Annotated in this window: 13 protein-coding genes; 4 read left to right on the plus strand and 9 right to left on the minus strand. The window is 59.2% G+C overall.

Features of this window, described 5'->3' with window-relative positions; all coding sequences use genetic code 11:
- Positions 1-146: 146 nt before the first annotated feature.
- The 6 genes from rsxD to M2367_RS04095 all read right to left on the minus strand — a co-directional run bounded on the left by rsxD (position 147) and on the right by M2367_RS04095 (position 7,858).
- Positions 147-1,199, minus strand: coding sequence for an electron transport complex subunit RsxD (gene rsxD / locus M2367_RS04065; RefSeq protein WP_224430673.1), 1,053 nt, complete (start codon positions 1,197-1,199; stop codon positions 147-149).
- 3 nt (positions 1,200-1,202) lie between these two features.
- Entirely contained in the window at positions 1,203-3,698 is a 2,496-nt protein-coding gene (gene rsxC, locus M2367_RS04070) for an electron transport complex subunit RsxC (RefSeq protein WP_259235890.1), read from the minus strand.
- 2 nt (positions 3,699-3,700) lie between these two features.
- Positions 3,701-4,264, minus strand: a complete 564-nt coding sequence (rsxB, locus tag M2367_RS04075; protein ID WP_042042231.1) for an electron transport complex subunit RsxB — start codon at positions 4,262-4,264, stop codon at positions 3,701-3,703.
- 4 nt (positions 4,265-4,268) lie between these two features.
- Positions 4,269-4,850, minus strand: coding sequence for an electron transport complex subunit RsxA (rsxA, locus tag M2367_RS04080; RefSeq protein ID WP_042042230.1), 582 nt, complete (start codon positions 4,848-4,850; stop codon positions 4,269-4,271).
- Positions 4,851-5,177: 327 nt separating this feature from the next.
- Entirely contained in the window at positions 5,178-6,476 is a 1,299-nt protein-coding gene (locus tag M2367_RS20455; RefSeq protein ID WP_404972851.1) for a methyl-accepting chemotaxis protein, read from the minus strand.
- A 344-nt stretch (positions 6,477-6,820) separates the two neighbouring features.
- Positions 6,821-7,858, minus strand: a complete 1,038-nt coding sequence (locus M2367_RS04095) for an AraC family transcriptional regulator (protein ID WP_259235891.1) — start codon at positions 7,856-7,858, stop codon at positions 6,821-6,823.
- 299 nt (positions 7,859-8,157) lie between these two features.
- Between M2367_RS04095 and M2367_RS04100 the strand changes: the two genes are divergently transcribed.
- Positions 8,158-10,578 carry a glycoside hydrolase family 3 protein gene (locus tag M2367_RS04100; RefSeq protein WP_259235892.1) on the plus strand — a complete coding sequence of 807 codons (2,421 nt, stop codon included), beginning with the start codon at positions 8,158-8,160 and terminating at the stop codon, positions 10,576-10,578.
- 83 nt (positions 10,579-10,661) lie between these two features.
- Here the strand turns inward: M2367_RS04100 and M2367_RS04105 are convergent, their stop codons facing one another.
- On the minus strand, positions 10,662-11,099 hold the full coding sequence (locus tag M2367_RS04105; protein WP_259235893.1) for a DUF4124 domain-containing protein: 438 nt from the start codon (positions 11,097-11,099) through the stop codon (positions 10,662-10,664).
- Positions 11,100-11,506: 407 nt separating this feature from the next.
- Here M2367_RS04105 and M2367_RS20460 point away from each other — a divergent pair, with 407 nt between their 5' ends.
- On the plus strand, positions 11,507-11,590 hold the full coding sequence (locus tag M2367_RS20460) for a hypothetical protein (protein ID WP_396021398.1): 84 nt from the start codon (positions 11,507-11,509) through the stop codon (positions 11,588-11,590).
- Positions 11,591-11,736: 146 nt separating this feature from the next.
- Here the strand turns inward: M2367_RS20460 and M2367_RS04115 are convergent, their stop codons facing one another.
- On the minus strand, positions 11,737-12,060 hold the full coding sequence (locus M2367_RS04115) for a hypothetical protein (RefSeq protein ID WP_224430668.1): 324 nt from the start codon (positions 12,058-12,060) through the stop codon (positions 11,737-11,739).
- Positions 12,061-12,796: 736 nt separating this feature from the next.
- Here M2367_RS04115 and fabV point away from each other — a divergent pair.
- Entirely contained in the window at positions 12,797-13,990 is a 1,194-nt protein-coding gene (gene fabV / locus M2367_RS04120; protein WP_042042227.1) for an enoyl-ACP reductase FabV, read from the plus strand.
- A gap of 159 nt (positions 13,991-14,149) precedes the next feature.
- Here fabV and M2367_RS04125 read toward each other — a convergent pair whose 3' ends face one another.
- Positions 14,150-15,364: a pyridoxal phosphate-dependent aminotransferase gene (locus tag M2367_RS04125; RefSeq protein WP_042042226.1), complete on the minus strand. Its 1,215-nt coding sequence runs from the start codon at positions 15,362-15,364 to the stop codon at positions 14,150-14,152.
- Positions 15,365-15,734: 370 nt separating this feature from the next.
- On the opposite strand from M2367_RS04125, the gene M2367_RS04130 reads away from it, so the two are divergent.
- Positions 15,735-15,977, plus strand: coding sequence for a DUF1653 domain-containing protein (locus M2367_RS04130; protein WP_259235894.1), 243 nt, complete (start codon positions 15,735-15,737; stop codon positions 15,975-15,977).
- Positions 15,978-16,024: the final 47 nt, after the last annotated feature.

Raw genomic sequence — 16,024 nt, forward strand, 5'->3', positions numbered from 1 at the left:
TGGCCACGCAGAGGTTGGCCAGTTGATATGAGGAGGCGCTCATTTACGGCGTTCTCCATGGGTCTTGGGCCGAGTCAGGCTGTCAATCCCTGTGGTCACGCAGAGGTTGGCCAGCCGCACTGTGCAAGCTTGATATGAGGAGGCGCTCATTTACGGCGTTCTCCGTAGGTCTTGGGCCGAGTCAGGCTGTCAATCATGGGTACACAGAGGTTGGCCAGCAATACGGCGAAGGCGATGGCATCGGGATAGCCCCCGAAACGACGAATGATGTAGATCAGGATGCCGATGAGGGCGCCATAGACGAGGCGGCCCCGCGCCGTGGTGGAGGCGCTGACCGGATCGGTGGCAATGAAGAAGGCTCCCAGCATGGTGGCGCCGCTGAACAGGTGGAACATGGGGGTGCCGGTGGCATCGGGGCTGATGAGATAACCCAGGGTCGCGGCGCCAAACAGACTGGCCAGCACGGCGACCGGGATGCGCCAGGCAATTACCTTCTGTTGCAGCAGGAAGAGGCCGCCCAGCAGATAGCCCAGATTGACCCAGCTCCAGCCGATGCCGCCCCAGCCCTCGAACACCGCATGGCTCATGACCTCGCTGGCGGTCAGTCCCTGGCCGAGGCCAGTCTTGAGGGTGTCGAGGGGGGTCGCCATGGTGAGGCCGTCTATCCCCTGCTTGAGCTGGGCCATGCTGTAGCCGTCCAGACTGAAGCCGGTGAAAATAGTCGAGACGGCATCCCCAAAGCCCAGTCCGTAGGCGCGGATGCTGTCGGGGGGCAGCCAGCTGGTCATCTGCACCGGGAAGGAGACCAGCAGCAGCACATAGGCCACCATGGCCGGATTGAACAGGTTCTGCCCCAGGCCCCCATAGAGGTGTTTGGCGATGATGATGGCAAAGGCGGTCGCGACCAGGGTCATCCACCAGGGCAGCAGAGGAGGCAGCGCCAGCCCTATCAGCACGGCGGTGAGCAGGGCGCTGCCATCGAGCAAAGCGGGCTTGACGGGACGGCCACGCAGGCGCAGCACCAAGGCTTCGCAACCCAGCGCCGTGACCGCGGCCAGGGTTATCTGGATGACGCTTCCCCAGCCGAAGAACCAGATCTGGGCGGCGAGCCCGGGCAGGCAGGCCAGGATCACCAGCACCATCAGGGTCTGGGTCTGCTTGCGGTTATGGGCGAAGGGGGCACTCGCGATGTTGAACATGAGTCAGGTATCCATCTTGCTATCAGTCTGACTAGCACTGTCTGTGGTGGTGTCCCGCTCGGCCTTCTTGGCTTTGGCGCGGGCGATGGCGGCGGCAATGGCGGCTTTTTTGGGATCGGGTGCCTCGGTCGCGGGGGCGTCGTCACTCACCTGCGAGGAAGGGGTATCGACGGCTGCGTCAGGCTGCGCGGCCTCTGCCGCTTTCTTGGCCTTGGCGCGAGCGATGGCGGCGGCAATGGCCGCTTTCTTGGGATCGGGTGCCTCGGTCGCGGGGGCGTCGTCACTTACCTGTGGTGAAACGGCATCGCTGGCGCCGTCAGGTTGCGCGGCTTCTGCCGCCTTCTTGGCCTTGGCGCGGGCGATGGCGGCGGCAATGGCCGCTTTTTTGGGATCGGGTGCCTCGGTCGCGGGGGCGTTGTCATTTACCTGCGAGGAAGGGGTATCGACGGCTGCGCCAGGCTGCGCGGCCTCTGTCGCCTTCTTGGCCTTGGCGCGGGCGATGGCGGCGGCAATGGCGGCTTTTTTGGGATCGGGTGCCTCGGTCGCGGGGGGGTCGTCACTCACCTGCGAGGATGCGGTATCGACGGCTGCGCCAGGCTGAGCGGCCTCTGCCGCCTTCTTGGCCTTGGCGCGGGCGATGGCGGCGGCAATGGCGGCTTTTTTGGGATCGGGTGCCTCGGTCGCAGGGGCGTCGTCATTCACCTGCGAGGAAGGGGTATCGACGGCTGCGGCAGGCTGCGCGGTATCTGCCGCCTTCTTGGCCTTGGCGCGGGCGATGGCGGCGGCAATGGCCGCTTTTTTGGGATCGGGTGCCTCGGTCGCGGGTTCACTGTCACGGACGGCGGAGGGGGAAGCCGGCAGCTCCGCCGCCTTGGCGGCACGGCGCGCCAGTGCCTCTTGCTTGCGCGCTTCCCGGGCTGCGGCCATGGCCGTGTTATCCAGGGCGCCCTCGTTGATGGGGGCATCCTGTTTGGCCTTGATCCGCGCCAGGGCGGCGGCGACCGGGTCTTCGCCACTGGCAGCGGCCATGGCCTGACGGCGCTGCGCCGCAGCCTCTGCGTGACGGGCCTCGCGAGCGGCCTTGTCCCGCTCGAAGCGAGCCTGCTTGGCTTCGAAGCGCAAGCGGGCCCGTTCGGCCTTCTCGGCCTCTTCGCGAGCCTCGCGAATGTCATCCTTGGCAATCTTGTAGTACTGCACCAGGGGGATCTGGCTCGGGCAGACCCAGGCACAGGCGCCGCACTCGATGCAGTCGAACAGGTTGAGCTTCTCGGCCTTCTCATACTCCTTGGCACGGCTGTACCAGTAGAGCTCCTGGGGCAGCAAGGTGGCGGGGCAGACATCGGCGCAGGCGCTGCAGCGGATGCAGGACTGCTCGGGTTCGGGGGGGGGCAGCTCGACCTGGGTTGGCGCGAGCAGGCAGTTGGTGGCCTTGACCACGGGCACCATGGCATGGGGCAGGGTGAAGCCCATCATGGGGCCCCCCATGATCACCCGCTGGCCCGGCTCCGGCTGCAGCTCGAAACGCTTGAGGAGCCAGCGTACCGGGGTGCCAAGGCGCACCCAGGCATTGCCCGGCTGCTTGAAGGCCTCGCCAGTGAGGGTGACGATGCGCTCGATGAGCGGCTCGCCATCCATGACGGCGCGCTTGATGGCGAACACGGTGGCGACGTTGAGCACCATGATGCCAATATCGACCGCCCGGCCCCCCTTGGGCACCTGGCGACCGGTCAGCAGCTCTATGGTCTGCTTGGCGCCCCCGGAGGGGTACTTGGTCGGTACCTCTCGCACCAGGATGTCAGATTCGGCGTCGGCTATCTGCTGGCGCAGTGACATGGCGGCGTCCGGCTTGTTGTCTTCCACGCCGACCAGGGTGAGCTTGGGTTTGAGCAGATGCTTGAGCACCCGGATGCCGTCGAGGATCTCGTCCGCGTATTCACGCATCAGCCGGTCATCCGTGGTGATATAGGGCTCGCACTCCAGGCCGTTGATGATCAGGATCTCGGTGAGCTGGCCATGGCCATCGAGCTTGCTGTGGGTCGGGAAGACGGCGCCGCCCAGGCCCGCTATACCCGCACCTTGAATACGTTCGAGCAGGCTGACTCTGTCCAGATTCCAGTAGTCAGGTTGAGGCTGACGTTCACACCAGGCATCTTCTCCATCGGGAACAAGGGTGATGCAGAGATCGGAGAGACCGGATGGGTGCGCAACGGTGTGCTGGCCGATGGCGCTGATCACCCCGGAGCTGCTGGCGTGCACCGGCACGAAGCGGCCACGTTCGAAGGCCGTGAGAGGTTGGCCCTTCTTGACCTTATCACCGACCTTGACCAGCAAGGCGCCAGCCTGGCCCGCGTGCTGGCGCACCGGAATGATAAGCTCGGGGGGCAGCCCGGCCTGCACGACAGGGTGCTGGCTCGACTGATGCTTGTTCTCTGGGGGATGGATGCCGCCATGAAAATCCCACAGGGCCCCGGCCTTGATGCGTTCGATAACAGACTGCATGACTACTCCACCATCTTGACCGGGATAACGACGCTATTGAGATCCCACTTCCAGTTATCGACCGTGGTGGGCACGGGGATCATCTCGATGCAATCGGTGGGGCAGGGGTCGACGCAGAGGTCGCAACCCGTGCACTCGGCGGTGATGACGGTGTGCATCGCCTTGGTTGCACCGACAATGGCGTCGACCGGACATGCCTGGATGCACTTGGTGCAACCGATGCACTGATCCTCGTGAATGAAGGCGACCTTCTTGATGGGCACGGCGGCGTGATCGCCCCCCATGGCCAGGGGTTCTACCCCCATGAGATCGGCGATCTTGCGCATGGTGGCATCGCCACCCGGTACGCACTTGTTGACGGCATCGCCATTGGCGAGGGCCTCTGCGTAGGGTTTGCAGCCCGGGTAGCCGCATTGGCCACACTGGGTTTGAGGCAGCAAGGCATCGAGCTGATCGACGATGGGATCGGCTTCAACCTTGAACTTGACGGCGGCAAATCCCAGGATGAGACCGAAGGCCAGGGCCAACAGCGCCAGAACCAGGATGGCAAACAATAAGTGAGTCATAAGGCTATATCTTGATGAGGCCGGTAAAGCCCATGAAGGCAAGGGACATCAGGCCCGCGGTGATCATGGCAATGGAGACGCCGCGAAACGGTGCCGGAACATCGGCGGCCACCAGGCGCTCACGCATGGCGGCAAACAGCACCAGCACCAGGGCGAAACCGGCGGCGGCACCAAAGCCATAGATGATGCTCTGGATGAAGTTGTGGCGCTCATTGATGTTGAGCAGGGCAACCCCAAGCACGGCACAGTTGGTGGTGATGAGCGGCAAAAAGATGCCGAGCAGGCGATAGAGGGTCGGGCTGCTCTTGCGCACCACCATCTCGGTAAATTGCACCACCACAGCGATCACCAGGATAAAGGCCAGGGTGCGCAGATACCCGACCGAGAGCGGCAGCAGAATGTAATGTTCCACCAGGTAGGAGCAGGCGCTGGCCAGGGTCAGTACGAAGGTGGTCGCCAGTCCCATGCCGATGGCGGTTTCCAGCTTGCCGGAGACGCCCATGAAGGGGCAGAGGCCGAGAAATTTCACCAGCACGAAGTTGTTCACCAGCACGGTGCCAATCAGTAAAAGCAGGTACTCAGTCATCAGATTTGGATTATCCGCTGTGAAGGCGGGCGGTATTATCTGATGTTAGGGGGTCAGAAACAACCGCAAGCCCGCATGGTTATTATTGAATTCCTCCAGACGTTCCTGAAAAAGTCACTGGATGACCATGGCGCCGAGATGGGAAAGCAGAAGGGGCTGGGCAGGGCAACCGTTTATAGAGGCACTGCGCTGGGGTTGATGCTGACGCCATGGTAATGCTGTGCACTGCCGGTTCCGTGGCGCCATCAGGCAGGGAATGCACCCTGCCCGATGGCCTCACTCCGCTCAAGGCGCCGCGAAACGCGCCATCTCGGTTACGAAACTCCCTTACAAAGAGAGATTTTTGACGGTATCCGAGACCGAATTGGCATCCTTGATGATCTCTTCGATGACCTCCGAAATGATGCCTGCCTGTTCTTGACCCGCAATGGCATTGGTGGAGACCACGCCAACCGTCTGGGTGATCCGCGCGGTAATGCTGGAGTTCTGCTTGATCACCGCCCCTATCTCACTGGTGGAGGTGCTGGTTCTGGCGGCCAGTTGCCGCACTTCGTCGGCGACCACGGCAAAGCCTCGTCCCTGCTCCCCGGCGCGCGCGGCCTCTATGGCTGCATTCAGCGCCAATAGATTGGTCTGATCCGCGATGCTGCTGATGGTGGAGATGATGGCTTCGATGCTTCTCGACTGCTGGTTGAGCAGTTCAATCTGGTTGGCCACATCACTGACGGAGGCGTTGATATGATTCGATGTGGTGAGCACCTTGTCGATCACCTGCCGGCCCCTGGCGGCGCTGGCCACCGTTTCGCCCGCAATGGCGCAGGCGGTGTGGGCGGCCTCCTTGATGGAGAGGGATTTCTCTACCCGCTCGGTGATGTCACTGGCCAGCTTGATGATTTTGACCACCTTGCCTTCATGGTTGAAGATGGGGTTGTAAGTGGCCTCGAGCCAGATCTTCTGACCCTGCTTGCCAAAGCGCATAAAGAGCCCGGTTTTGATGTCCCCTGAGCCCAGATCGCGCCAGAAGTGGGGGTTTTTCTTGTAAAAATCGTCATCACAAAACTGGCGGTGTGCCTTGCCTGTCACCTCGTCCAGCCGGTATCCGAAGCAATCGAGGAAATTCTGATTGGCGGTGATGACGGTGCCATCTGGCTCAAAGTCAATGACGGCCAGGGATTTGTCCAGTGCGGCCAGCAGCGCCTGGGTACGCTCCAGTGATGATTGCTGCGCAGTGACATCCGAAGCCACCTTGGCCACCTTGCTCACCTTGCCATCGACCATGATGGGGAAATAGGTGGCTTCGAGCCAGATTGCCTTGCCTGACTTGGATTGGCGGATAAAGCGACCATTGCGAAAGGCGCCGCCGCGAAGATCTCGCCACAGGGACTCATAGTCGCGGCTCTTGACGTCATCCGGGAAACAGAGTGCGCTGTGATGCTGACCCATCACCTCATCACGATTGAAACCCACAATCTTTAAAAAGAGATCGTTGACGAAGGTGACTATCCCCTCCGGGGTAAACTGGATGTAGGGAACCTGAGACTGGATGGCCTGTTCGAAGGCCCCCAGCTCCACCACTCTTGCCGCCTGTTCACTCGCTTCCTTGCTGGTTGTGCGTTTCCAGAACATAACAGAGCTCCTCCATGAGACCCTTGAATGACAGACTGACCGTAATCTGAGTAAATTAACAATAGCATCGCTATCCCATGAACCCTACTCGAATTACGGTGAACTTTTTGTATTTTTAATTTTCAGTGCCGATTAATTTATTGGGTGAGGAGACTTGAATATCGGCTAGCCCCTGCGTGGTCGGATAATCACAGGGTGATCTCCCAGTCATGCAGGATGCAGCTATAAATACGCATCAATTGGCACCCCATTATTATGGTGCCATTCGGGATGTGATTGCAGACCTGGGGGCGAGATTATCGGCGCCAAACCTATTTACATGAGACCTATTTATATGAGGCCCATCAGATCCGCTGACCGAGCCGGCGCCGATAGTGCAGGGGAGAAGAACCCATATGGGTCGAGAAAAACCGCGAGAATACCGAGAGGGAAGAGAAACGCAGCCGTTCGCTGATATCCTGAACACTCAGGTTGGTTTCGGCCAGCCAGCGACAGGACTTATTTATTCGCACCTTTTTTAATAGCAGGCTGAGATTGGTTTCCTCCTGACCGAGGCGAATATTGATGGTCCAGCGACTCATGCCCATGACGGCACAAATATGATCCATGAAACTGGTCTCATCCTGGATATGGTCATTCTCGATGACCTCATCGAGCAGGGAATAGATCAGGGATGAAAAACCCTGTTCATGTTCCAGCGCCGCCACCTTGCGGGTGATCAGCTGGTGCTGATTCTTGTTGAGCAGGGGCAGATAGGTCTCGGCCGGGCTGGCCAGATCGGCCCCCTTGAAGTAGATGATGTTGGCCTCCTGCCCAAACTGGCAGTGGCAGCCGAAGGCATCATCGAGCCGCTTGCGCCCGCGCTCATCGCTCCCGCGCAGGGAAACGGCGCTCTTGGTGGTAGGGGCATAGAGACGGACGAGGGCCCTGAGCAGCATGAAGTTGCCGATGGCGGAGTAGTTGCGCTGCGGCATGCCTGACTCCTCGACATAGCCGATGGCGAGATGCTCCCCCTCCTTGCGCAGGACGAAGTTGTCGCAGTTGCCGATGATGACCCGGTTACGGATATAGCCGAGCACCGCCTCCTCGGCATTTTTCTGATTGAGGCAATAACCCACCAGCTCCGGAAATAGTGCGTAGGCCCCGCTGATGATCTGATCATCAGCATCGGTTTGGCGCATGCGCTCTTGCCACAGAAAATCATATGGCTCCGTCTCTTTAATAAAGCGCAGATGCTGTTTGTCCGAGATGCGGCCATCATTCTTATCCAGCTCATATTGGCTGAGTTGACACTGCGCACGGATGGCATCGATATTAACGCCATTTTCGCGCAGGAAATGCAGCGTCGATCTGGCGATAATATTGGAAACGCTCTTCCCCATATAAGTCCCTTCATGCCTGATAAGTATTATTGTGCTGGCCAGGCAGCATCCTGCTGCGCTGCGCGATTAAGGCATCTTCCCGGTGAGATAACTGCGCGTCAGATCAAATGCAGTGAAACTTAATGTCTGTTGTTGTAACCAAATGTAATGCTGTGATGGCGGTGGTGATATTGAATATCACCACCGCCATGCACAATTCCCGCTCCCGGATGCAAAGCGGGCACCCTTGTCTTCGCGCTACGCTGCGCAGGCTATTCTGGCTTGTTTGTTCACCTGAACATGGAATGAAAGGGAATCATATGAAACATAATAATAACCTCAACAGATGGAGTGGGGTTGCCATTGCCATCGCAGTGGCCCTGGTGGCGCAAGGATGTAATGACAACAGCTCCAGCGCCAAGACAGAGGTCAACAAGGATAACGCCTATTACCGCAATCTCGCCGAGGGGATGGTGCAGAAGATGACCCCCGAGGAGCGGCTGGGAATGCTGGTGGGGCCTGGCTATGTGTTTGCCAATGGCGCCTTCGTGGCCAACAAGGATGCCTTGAATAACCTCAAGAGCGATGTGCCCGGCAGCGTGGGCTACATCAACGGGGTTTACAACGCCGAGTCGGGTCTGGACATCGCGGCCAGCAAGCTGGCGGATGGGCCTGCCGGGGTGCGCATCACGCCGACCCGAGACGGAGAAGCGGGCACCTTTTATGGCACCGCCTTCCCGGTGGGGACCCTGCTGGCCTCGACCTGGGATGCGGCCCTGGTCAAGCAGGTGGGGGCCGCCATCGGCAACGAGATCAAGGAGTACGGGCTGGATGTCTGGCTCGCACCCGGCATGAACATCCAGCGCGACCCGCTCAACGGTCGCAACTTCGAATACTTCTCCGAGGATCCGCTGGTGTCGGGAGTGATGGGGGCCGCCGAGGTGGCGGGGGCGCAGGCCCAGGGGGTGGGAACCACCATCAAGCACTTCATCGCCAACAATGCCGAGACCTCGCGCTCCATCGTGGACAACATCATCTCCCCAAGAGCCATCCGGGAGATCTATCTGCGGGGCTTCCAATACGCGGAGGAGCACGCCAACCCCTGGGCGGTGATGACCGCCATGAACAAGGTCAACGGCACCTACACCGGGCAGTGGGCCGATCTCAACACCGCTGTGCTGCGGGGCGAATGGGGCTTCGAGGGCTTCGTCATGAGCGACTGGTGGTCGGGGGACGGCAGCTATGCCGCGATGATCAAGTCGGGCAACGACCTGATTGAACCGGGTGGACCGGCTTTGCCATACGGTTACGGGGATGCCCTGACCGGCCTGCAGGAGGCCTATGCCGCCGGGGATCTGAGCGCCGACACCATAGCGCAGGGGGCGGTGCGGATCCTGACCCAGGTGCTGAAGATGCCATCGAACCAGGGCTATGTGGCTGGCAATGCGCCGGATCTCGACGGCCATGCTCGCCTCTCCCGGCAGGCGGCCAGCGACGGCATGGTGCTGCTGAAAAACAGCCAGGCCAGTCTGCCATTGACCAAGGGCAGCAAGGTCGCCTCCTTCGGGATCACCCAGATCAACACGCTGAAAGGTGGGGCCGGCAGCGGTGATGTGAACGCGGCCCATACCGTCAATATGGTGGACGGGCTGGCGCAGCAGTTCGTCGTCGATGCCGGGCTGAAGGAGTTCTATCGCAGCTTCTTCGAGGCGAACAAGACATCGAGCGACTTCGGTGGCATCTCCACCGTGGTGAGCTGCCCGGAGCCGGCGCTGAGCCCGAGCGACATCGGCGCCTACGCCGCCAGCAATGACGTCGCCGTCATCACCCTGGGCCGCAACTCCATGCAAGGGGTGGATCGCCAGAACCTGAAGGGCGACTACCAGCTGTCGGATGTGGAGCAGAGCCTGATCGACGACGTCGCGGCCGCCTTCCACGGCCAGGGCAAGAAGGTGGTGGTGGTGCTCAACATCAGTGGCGTCATGGACACCAGCGCCTGGCAGGATAAGGTAGACGGCATACTGCTGGCCTACATGCCGGGGCAGGAAGCGGGCAATGCGGTGGCCGACTTGCTGTCGGGGGCCGTCAACCCTAGCGGCAAGCTGACCCAGACCTTCCCCCTCAGCTACACAGATGTGCCCTCGTCCAAGGGCTTCCCAGGTACCGACACTGACGGTGATGGCACCATAGATACTCACTACTACAACGAAGGCATCTATGTCGGCTATCGCTACTATGCGACCTTCGGCAAGGGGGTGAGCTATCCCTTTGGCTATGGACTCTCCTACACCAGCTTCGACTACAAGAACACGGCGATCACGGCCAACAGCCTCACCGAGCAAGGGGGCAAGCTGAGCCTGACGACGACGGTGTACAACAGTGGCGATCTGCCGGGCAAGGAGGCCGCCCAGGTCTATGTGGCCGCGCCGGCGGGTACCCTCGGCAAGCCGGCCATCGAGCTCAAGGCATTCGCCAAGACCGGCCTGCTGGCGGCGGGGGCAAGCGAGACGCTGAGCTTCGAGATCCCGGCCACTTGGCTGGCCAGCTTCGACAACCTCAACAGCGAGTGGGTCATCGAGCCCGGCACCTACAAGCTGTATGTGGCCCCGTCCAGCGAGGTGTCGGCCATAGAGCCGCTGACCTTCACCCTGGCCAGCAGGCTGGTGGTCAGCAAGACCACGCCCGGCGCCCTGGCGCTGCCGGCCGGGGTCACCGAGGCCGCTTTCGAAACCCAGTATTGAGGGGAGTAGCAAGGGGGAGCCTTGGCTCCCCCTTTTCATTCCAGTTTGCCGGCTCAGGCGCCGACGTTGGCACCTGAGCCTGTCTATTTCTGCTGCTGAAGGGTCGTGATCTGCTTGTTCAGGGCCTCCATGTCGCTCTGATGGCGGCGGGTCAGGGACTGTATCTCGGCGGCGGAGCGTGGCTCACCGGTCTGGGATGTCGTGGCCCCGTTGAACCTGGCGATCTCACCTTTCATCTTCTGCTGTTTGGCCTCCATCTCGGCGCGCAGGGTCGCAATCTGGCGCTGCTTCTGGCTGTCGGCCAGATTTTTTTCTATCTCCTGGGTCTGCTTGCTGGCCTCTGCCACCGCCTCGATCGGTGGGGTGTAGACGCGCAAGTCCATGGGTTTGGCGTCACCGCTGCAGGGGATGTCGCTGAAGCTGACGCGGCCGTTGACGGTGCATTGATAGACGGCGGCCTGGGTAACCAGCGGGGCAGTGAGGATCAGGCTGGTGAGGCAGATGGCCAGAATGCGTGACATGGACTCCTCCTTGAATGCGGTGCCTGCACAACCAAGCCTGGGCAGGTGACTTGCCGGTTGCATCGGGTATCTGAAACAGTAGTCGCTGCGGCGAGCTGCTTCATGACAGATTGCCACAGTTTATGAAGGTGTTCTGGCGTTGCCAGCCGGTTTGCCTGTGCGGTGGCTCTCATACAGCCCATCACTTCAAGGTGCTCCAGGGTAGTTACGGGGCTATGTGGGAAAAAACAGTACAAAATCCAATCGAAGTGCTAGTCCATCCACCGTTACATTCGGGCTATCGGCCCGGTCGCGCGGCCCTGCGCCATATTGTACCTATTGCTTGCCCCAGCCCGTGAGCCGGTGCTGATAGAGGTGCATTGCATGGGGGGCGCGTTGATTACATTCCCAGCGGGGCGCACCCCAAGGTGACGTTGCGAGATAGGGCTATCCGGGATGAGTTCAACAGTCGCAATATAGCGAAATGGGGTCGCCAACATGGGCTGCCCTAAACCCATGCGGTAGTGGCGGAGCAGTGGCAATTGATCGGGCTCCGGTATCAGCCTGGATTGTTTGGATAGCAAGAGTGGTGCTGCTCATATCGAGTAAAACCCCGCCATGGCGGGGTTTTACTTTAAATAACCAGAGAGTCTTTATATCAGGCGTTGGCAGGGATGGTGCATGTAGCGAGGAATTGGCCGGAAGGTTGCTTTTGGTAAACAATGCGCCCACCTCGGCTATATATTTCCTCAACTATCTTAGTCCACTCGTCGCCATATTTATGTGTCACCGTCTTCTCCAGTGGATCATGAATGACCAGAGACGGAGGGATTTCGAAGCCACTGCAGAGAATTGGCTTGATGCTATCAAGCTCTTCGAAATCACTAACAGAGATATCGCGAGCATCAATCGTAAATGTCAGTGAGCCGCCGTTTTTAATGAAACTTTGAAACTCTTGAGTTGTTGAGTCTATGATTGCCATCTCATCTCCTTAAAACATCAAGTCACAGTCATTTAAAATACTGCATAACAATATGCAGGAGCAAAAAAATACCCAGACGAGGGTCCTGTGTCAACCCTTTAATTGATGCCTAAATGTCGCGAAGTTATATTAATGTTTTTGAAAATTAAAATTAAAATTAAAATTAAAATTAAACTTTAAATTTGTAATTAATATGTGTGAAGAACGTGTAATTAATGGCGTGGCACCTACTGAAATAGCAACCTTATTATACTTCTGTATTTCTAACCCATCATAAACCCTGTCATGGAGGCCCTCTGGTTCGCTGCGGATGACGTAACCAATCGAGGAGTCTTTATGTTGCCTGATATCTATTCTGCTACCACGGCTACCACCAGGACCAAAATAAGGCTGGTGACTATCAGGGAGTGATGTGGTGGTTGCATGAGGGGATGGGTGGCGATAGGCCCGAAGGCTTGCCATCTAGCCGGTGCTATCACTGGGCCTGCTGTTGATTCACCGGCCTTTTACCCCTCTCTAAACGGCTTTCGCACTGGGTCGTTTCCAGGTCGCTGAGGTTGATACACCCAATTGGGTTGAGGGTGTTGTCTTGCACCAACGGATTTTTCATTTTTCGCGGCGGGCGACGGCACTTTGCCGGTTTTCCAGGCAGTTCAACACATCAGAGCACCATAACGGGCCACAATGAGGTATCTTATGCCCCGATTTCATTCATTTAACGGTGTCGAGACCCAACATGATTATAAAACCCAAGGTTCGCGGCTTTATCTGTACCACCACTCACCCGGTCGGTTGTGAAGCCAACGTTCGTCGCCAGATTGCCTACACGAAAGCCAATGGCACCATTGCCAATGGCCCCAAGAAGGTGCTGGTGATCGGCGCCTCCACCGGTTACGGCCTGGCCTCGCGCATTGCCACTGCCTTTGGCTCCGACGCCGCGACCATAGGTGTCTTCTTCGAAAAGCCAAGCTCCGAGACCAAGACGGGTTCTGCCGGCTGGTACAACTCCGCCGCCTTCGACAAGGCTGCCAAAGAGGCCGGTCTCTACGCCAAGAGCATCAACGGCGATGCCTTCTCCCATGAGTGCCGTGCCAAGGTGATCGAGCTTATCAAGGCCGATCTGGGTCAAATCGACTTGGTGGTCTACTCCCTGGCCTCGCCGGTACGCAAGATGCCGGACACCGGTGAAGTGGTGCGCTCTGCCTTGAAGCCTATCGGCGAGACCTATACCACCACCGCCATCGATACCAACAAGGATCAGATCATCACCGCCACCGTCGAGCCGGCGAACGAGGAAGAGATCCAGAGCACCATCACCGTCATGGGCGGTCAGGATTGGGAGCTGTGGATGGCGGCCCTGCGTGATGCAGACGTGCTGGCCGATGGCGCCAAGTCGGTGGCCTACTCCTACATCGGCACCGATCTCACCTGGCCAATCTATTGGCATGGCACTCTGGGGCGCGCCAAGGAAGATTTGGACCGCGCCGCGACCGCCATCCGTGGCTCCCTGGCGGCCAAGGGCGGCACCGCCCACGTGGCCGTGCTCAAATCCGTGGTCACCCAGGCCTCCAGCGCCATTCCGGTGATGCCGCTCTATATCTCCATGGCCTTCAAGATCATGAAAGAGAAGGGCATCCACGAAGGCTGCATGGAGCAGGTGGACAGATTGATGCGCACCCGTCTCTACACCGGCGATCTGGCCCTGGATGACAAGGCCCGCATCCGCATGGATGACTGGGAGCTGCGTGAAGACGTGCAACAGACCTGCCGGGATCTGTGGCCTTCCATCACCACCGAGAATCTCTCCGAGTTGACCGACTACACCGGCTACAAGCAGGAGTTCCTGCGCCTGTTCGGCTTCGGTCTGGACGAGGTGGATTACGACGCGGATGTGGATCCGGACGTGAAGTTCGACGTTATCGAGCTGTAATCTCGCCTGAGTTCCCGCCATGAAAAGGGCCCTGTCTGCTACAGACAGGGCCCTTTGCTATGAACGGCTCATGGGGCCGATAGGCGGGCCTCACCCGGCCCATTGCATCCATGAAAGAGGCTCCCGTGGGAGCCTCTTTTCTACATGTCAATCAGCGACTTACTGCTTGTAACCCTTCAAGAAACGGGCGAGGCGACCAATGGCCTCTTCCAGCTCCTCTTCCCGTGGCAGGAAGGCCAGGCGGAAGTGATCCGGGGCAGGCCAGTTGAAGCCGGTCCCCTGCACCAGCAGCAGCTTCTCTTGCTGCAGCAGGTCGAACACCATCTTCTGATCGTCGCGAATGTCGTACACCTTGGGGTCGAGGCGCGGGAACAGGTAGAGCGCCCCCTTGGGTTTGACGCAGGAGACCCCGGGGATGTCGTTGATCAGTTCCCAGGCTTTGTCTCGCTGGCGACGCAGCCGCCCGCCCGGCAGGATCAGCTCATTGATGCTCTGGTAGCCACCGAGCGCCGCCTGGATGGCATGCTGCATGGGCACGTTGGAGCACAGGCGCATGGAGGCCAGCATCTCCAGCCCCTCTATGTAGCCCTTGGCACGGCCCTTGGGGCCGGTGAGGACCATCCAGCCCTGGCGGAAACCGCAGGCGCGGTAGGCCTTGGAGAGGCCATTGAAGGTCACCACCATCACATCGTCGCACTGGGTGCAGACGCTGGTATGGGAGATGTCGTCGTAGAGGATCTTGTCGTAGATCTCGTCGGCGAAGATGATGAGGTTGTGTTGACGGGCTATCTCGATCAACTCCAACTGGAATTCGCTGCCGTAGACGGCGCCGGTCGGGTTGTTGGGGTTGATCAGCACCAGGCCGCGGGTGCGCGGGGTGATGCGAGCGCGGATGTCATCGAGATCCGGATACCAGTCGGCCCCTTCATCACAGCGGTAGTGCACCGCATGGCCGCCGGAGAGAGTGATGGCGGCGGTCCACAGCGGATAGTCGGGGGAGGGCACCAGCATCTCGTCGCCGTTGTTGAGCAGCGCCTGCATGGCCATGACGATGAGTTCGCTCGCACCGTTACCGATGTAGATGTCATCGATATCGATCTTGCGCATCCCTTTTTGCTGGTAGTACTGCATCACCGCTTTGCGGGCGGAGAAGAGTCCCTTGGAGTCGCAGTAGCCCTGGCTCTGGGGCATGTTGAGGATCACATCCTTGATGAGTTCCTCCGGGGCCTCGAAACCGAAGGGGGCCAGGTTGCCGATGTTGAGCTTGATGATGCGGTGGCCTTCGTCTTCGAGACGGCGAGCCTCTTTATGCACAGGGCCGCGAATGTCGTAACAGACATCGTCGAGCTTGTGCGACTTGTCGATGGTGAGCATAGTGACTGAAATCCCCTGGAGCGCGTTGGCGAAAAGGCATGCTTAGAATCAAATTTCTTTGTCCCTATTCTTCACAGAATTGAATGCCAGAACAATCCTCTTTTTAGAATAATTCCCTGTTTATGACCGCTAAAACAGGGTTGCCAAGTTGTTATTTTTAGTGTTTTCGTTTGCTGATGATGCGGATTTCCAGTGAAAGATGGGGTGGTAGTGGTATATCAACCCTTACTGTATTGAATTACCACCCGCTTGTGGCACGATTAGCTTGCGTAAAAAAGTATCGTTTGGGGGCCTGGTTGGCCGCAGAGTGGGTCGGTGTTCAGGTCAGTGCGGCGAAGTGCCCACCGATGGCACCATTGAGGAGAATAAGATGACAGCGGACATGCAACCCCAGTTACCCGAGCCAGGCCGTTATCGTCACTTCAAGGGCGGCTACTATCGGGTGCTCACCCTGGCTTGGCACAGCGAGACCCGGGAGCAGCTGGTGATCTATCAATCCGAGCAGGATGGCGTGGTGTACGCTCGCCCCCTCGCCATGTTCATGGGGAGCGCCGAGGATCAAGGACAGGCCGTGAGCCGATTCGCCAGGGTGGCGAGTCAAGCCGGGGAATGATCGGCCATGAACATGAAAAAGGCGCCTCGGGGCGCCTTTTTGGTATT

Source organism: Aeromonas sp. BIGb0445 (assembly GCF_024809075.1).
GTDB classification, from domain to species: domain Bacteria; phylum Pseudomonadota; class Gammaproteobacteria; order Enterobacterales; family Aeromonadaceae; genus Aeromonas; species Aeromonas rivuli.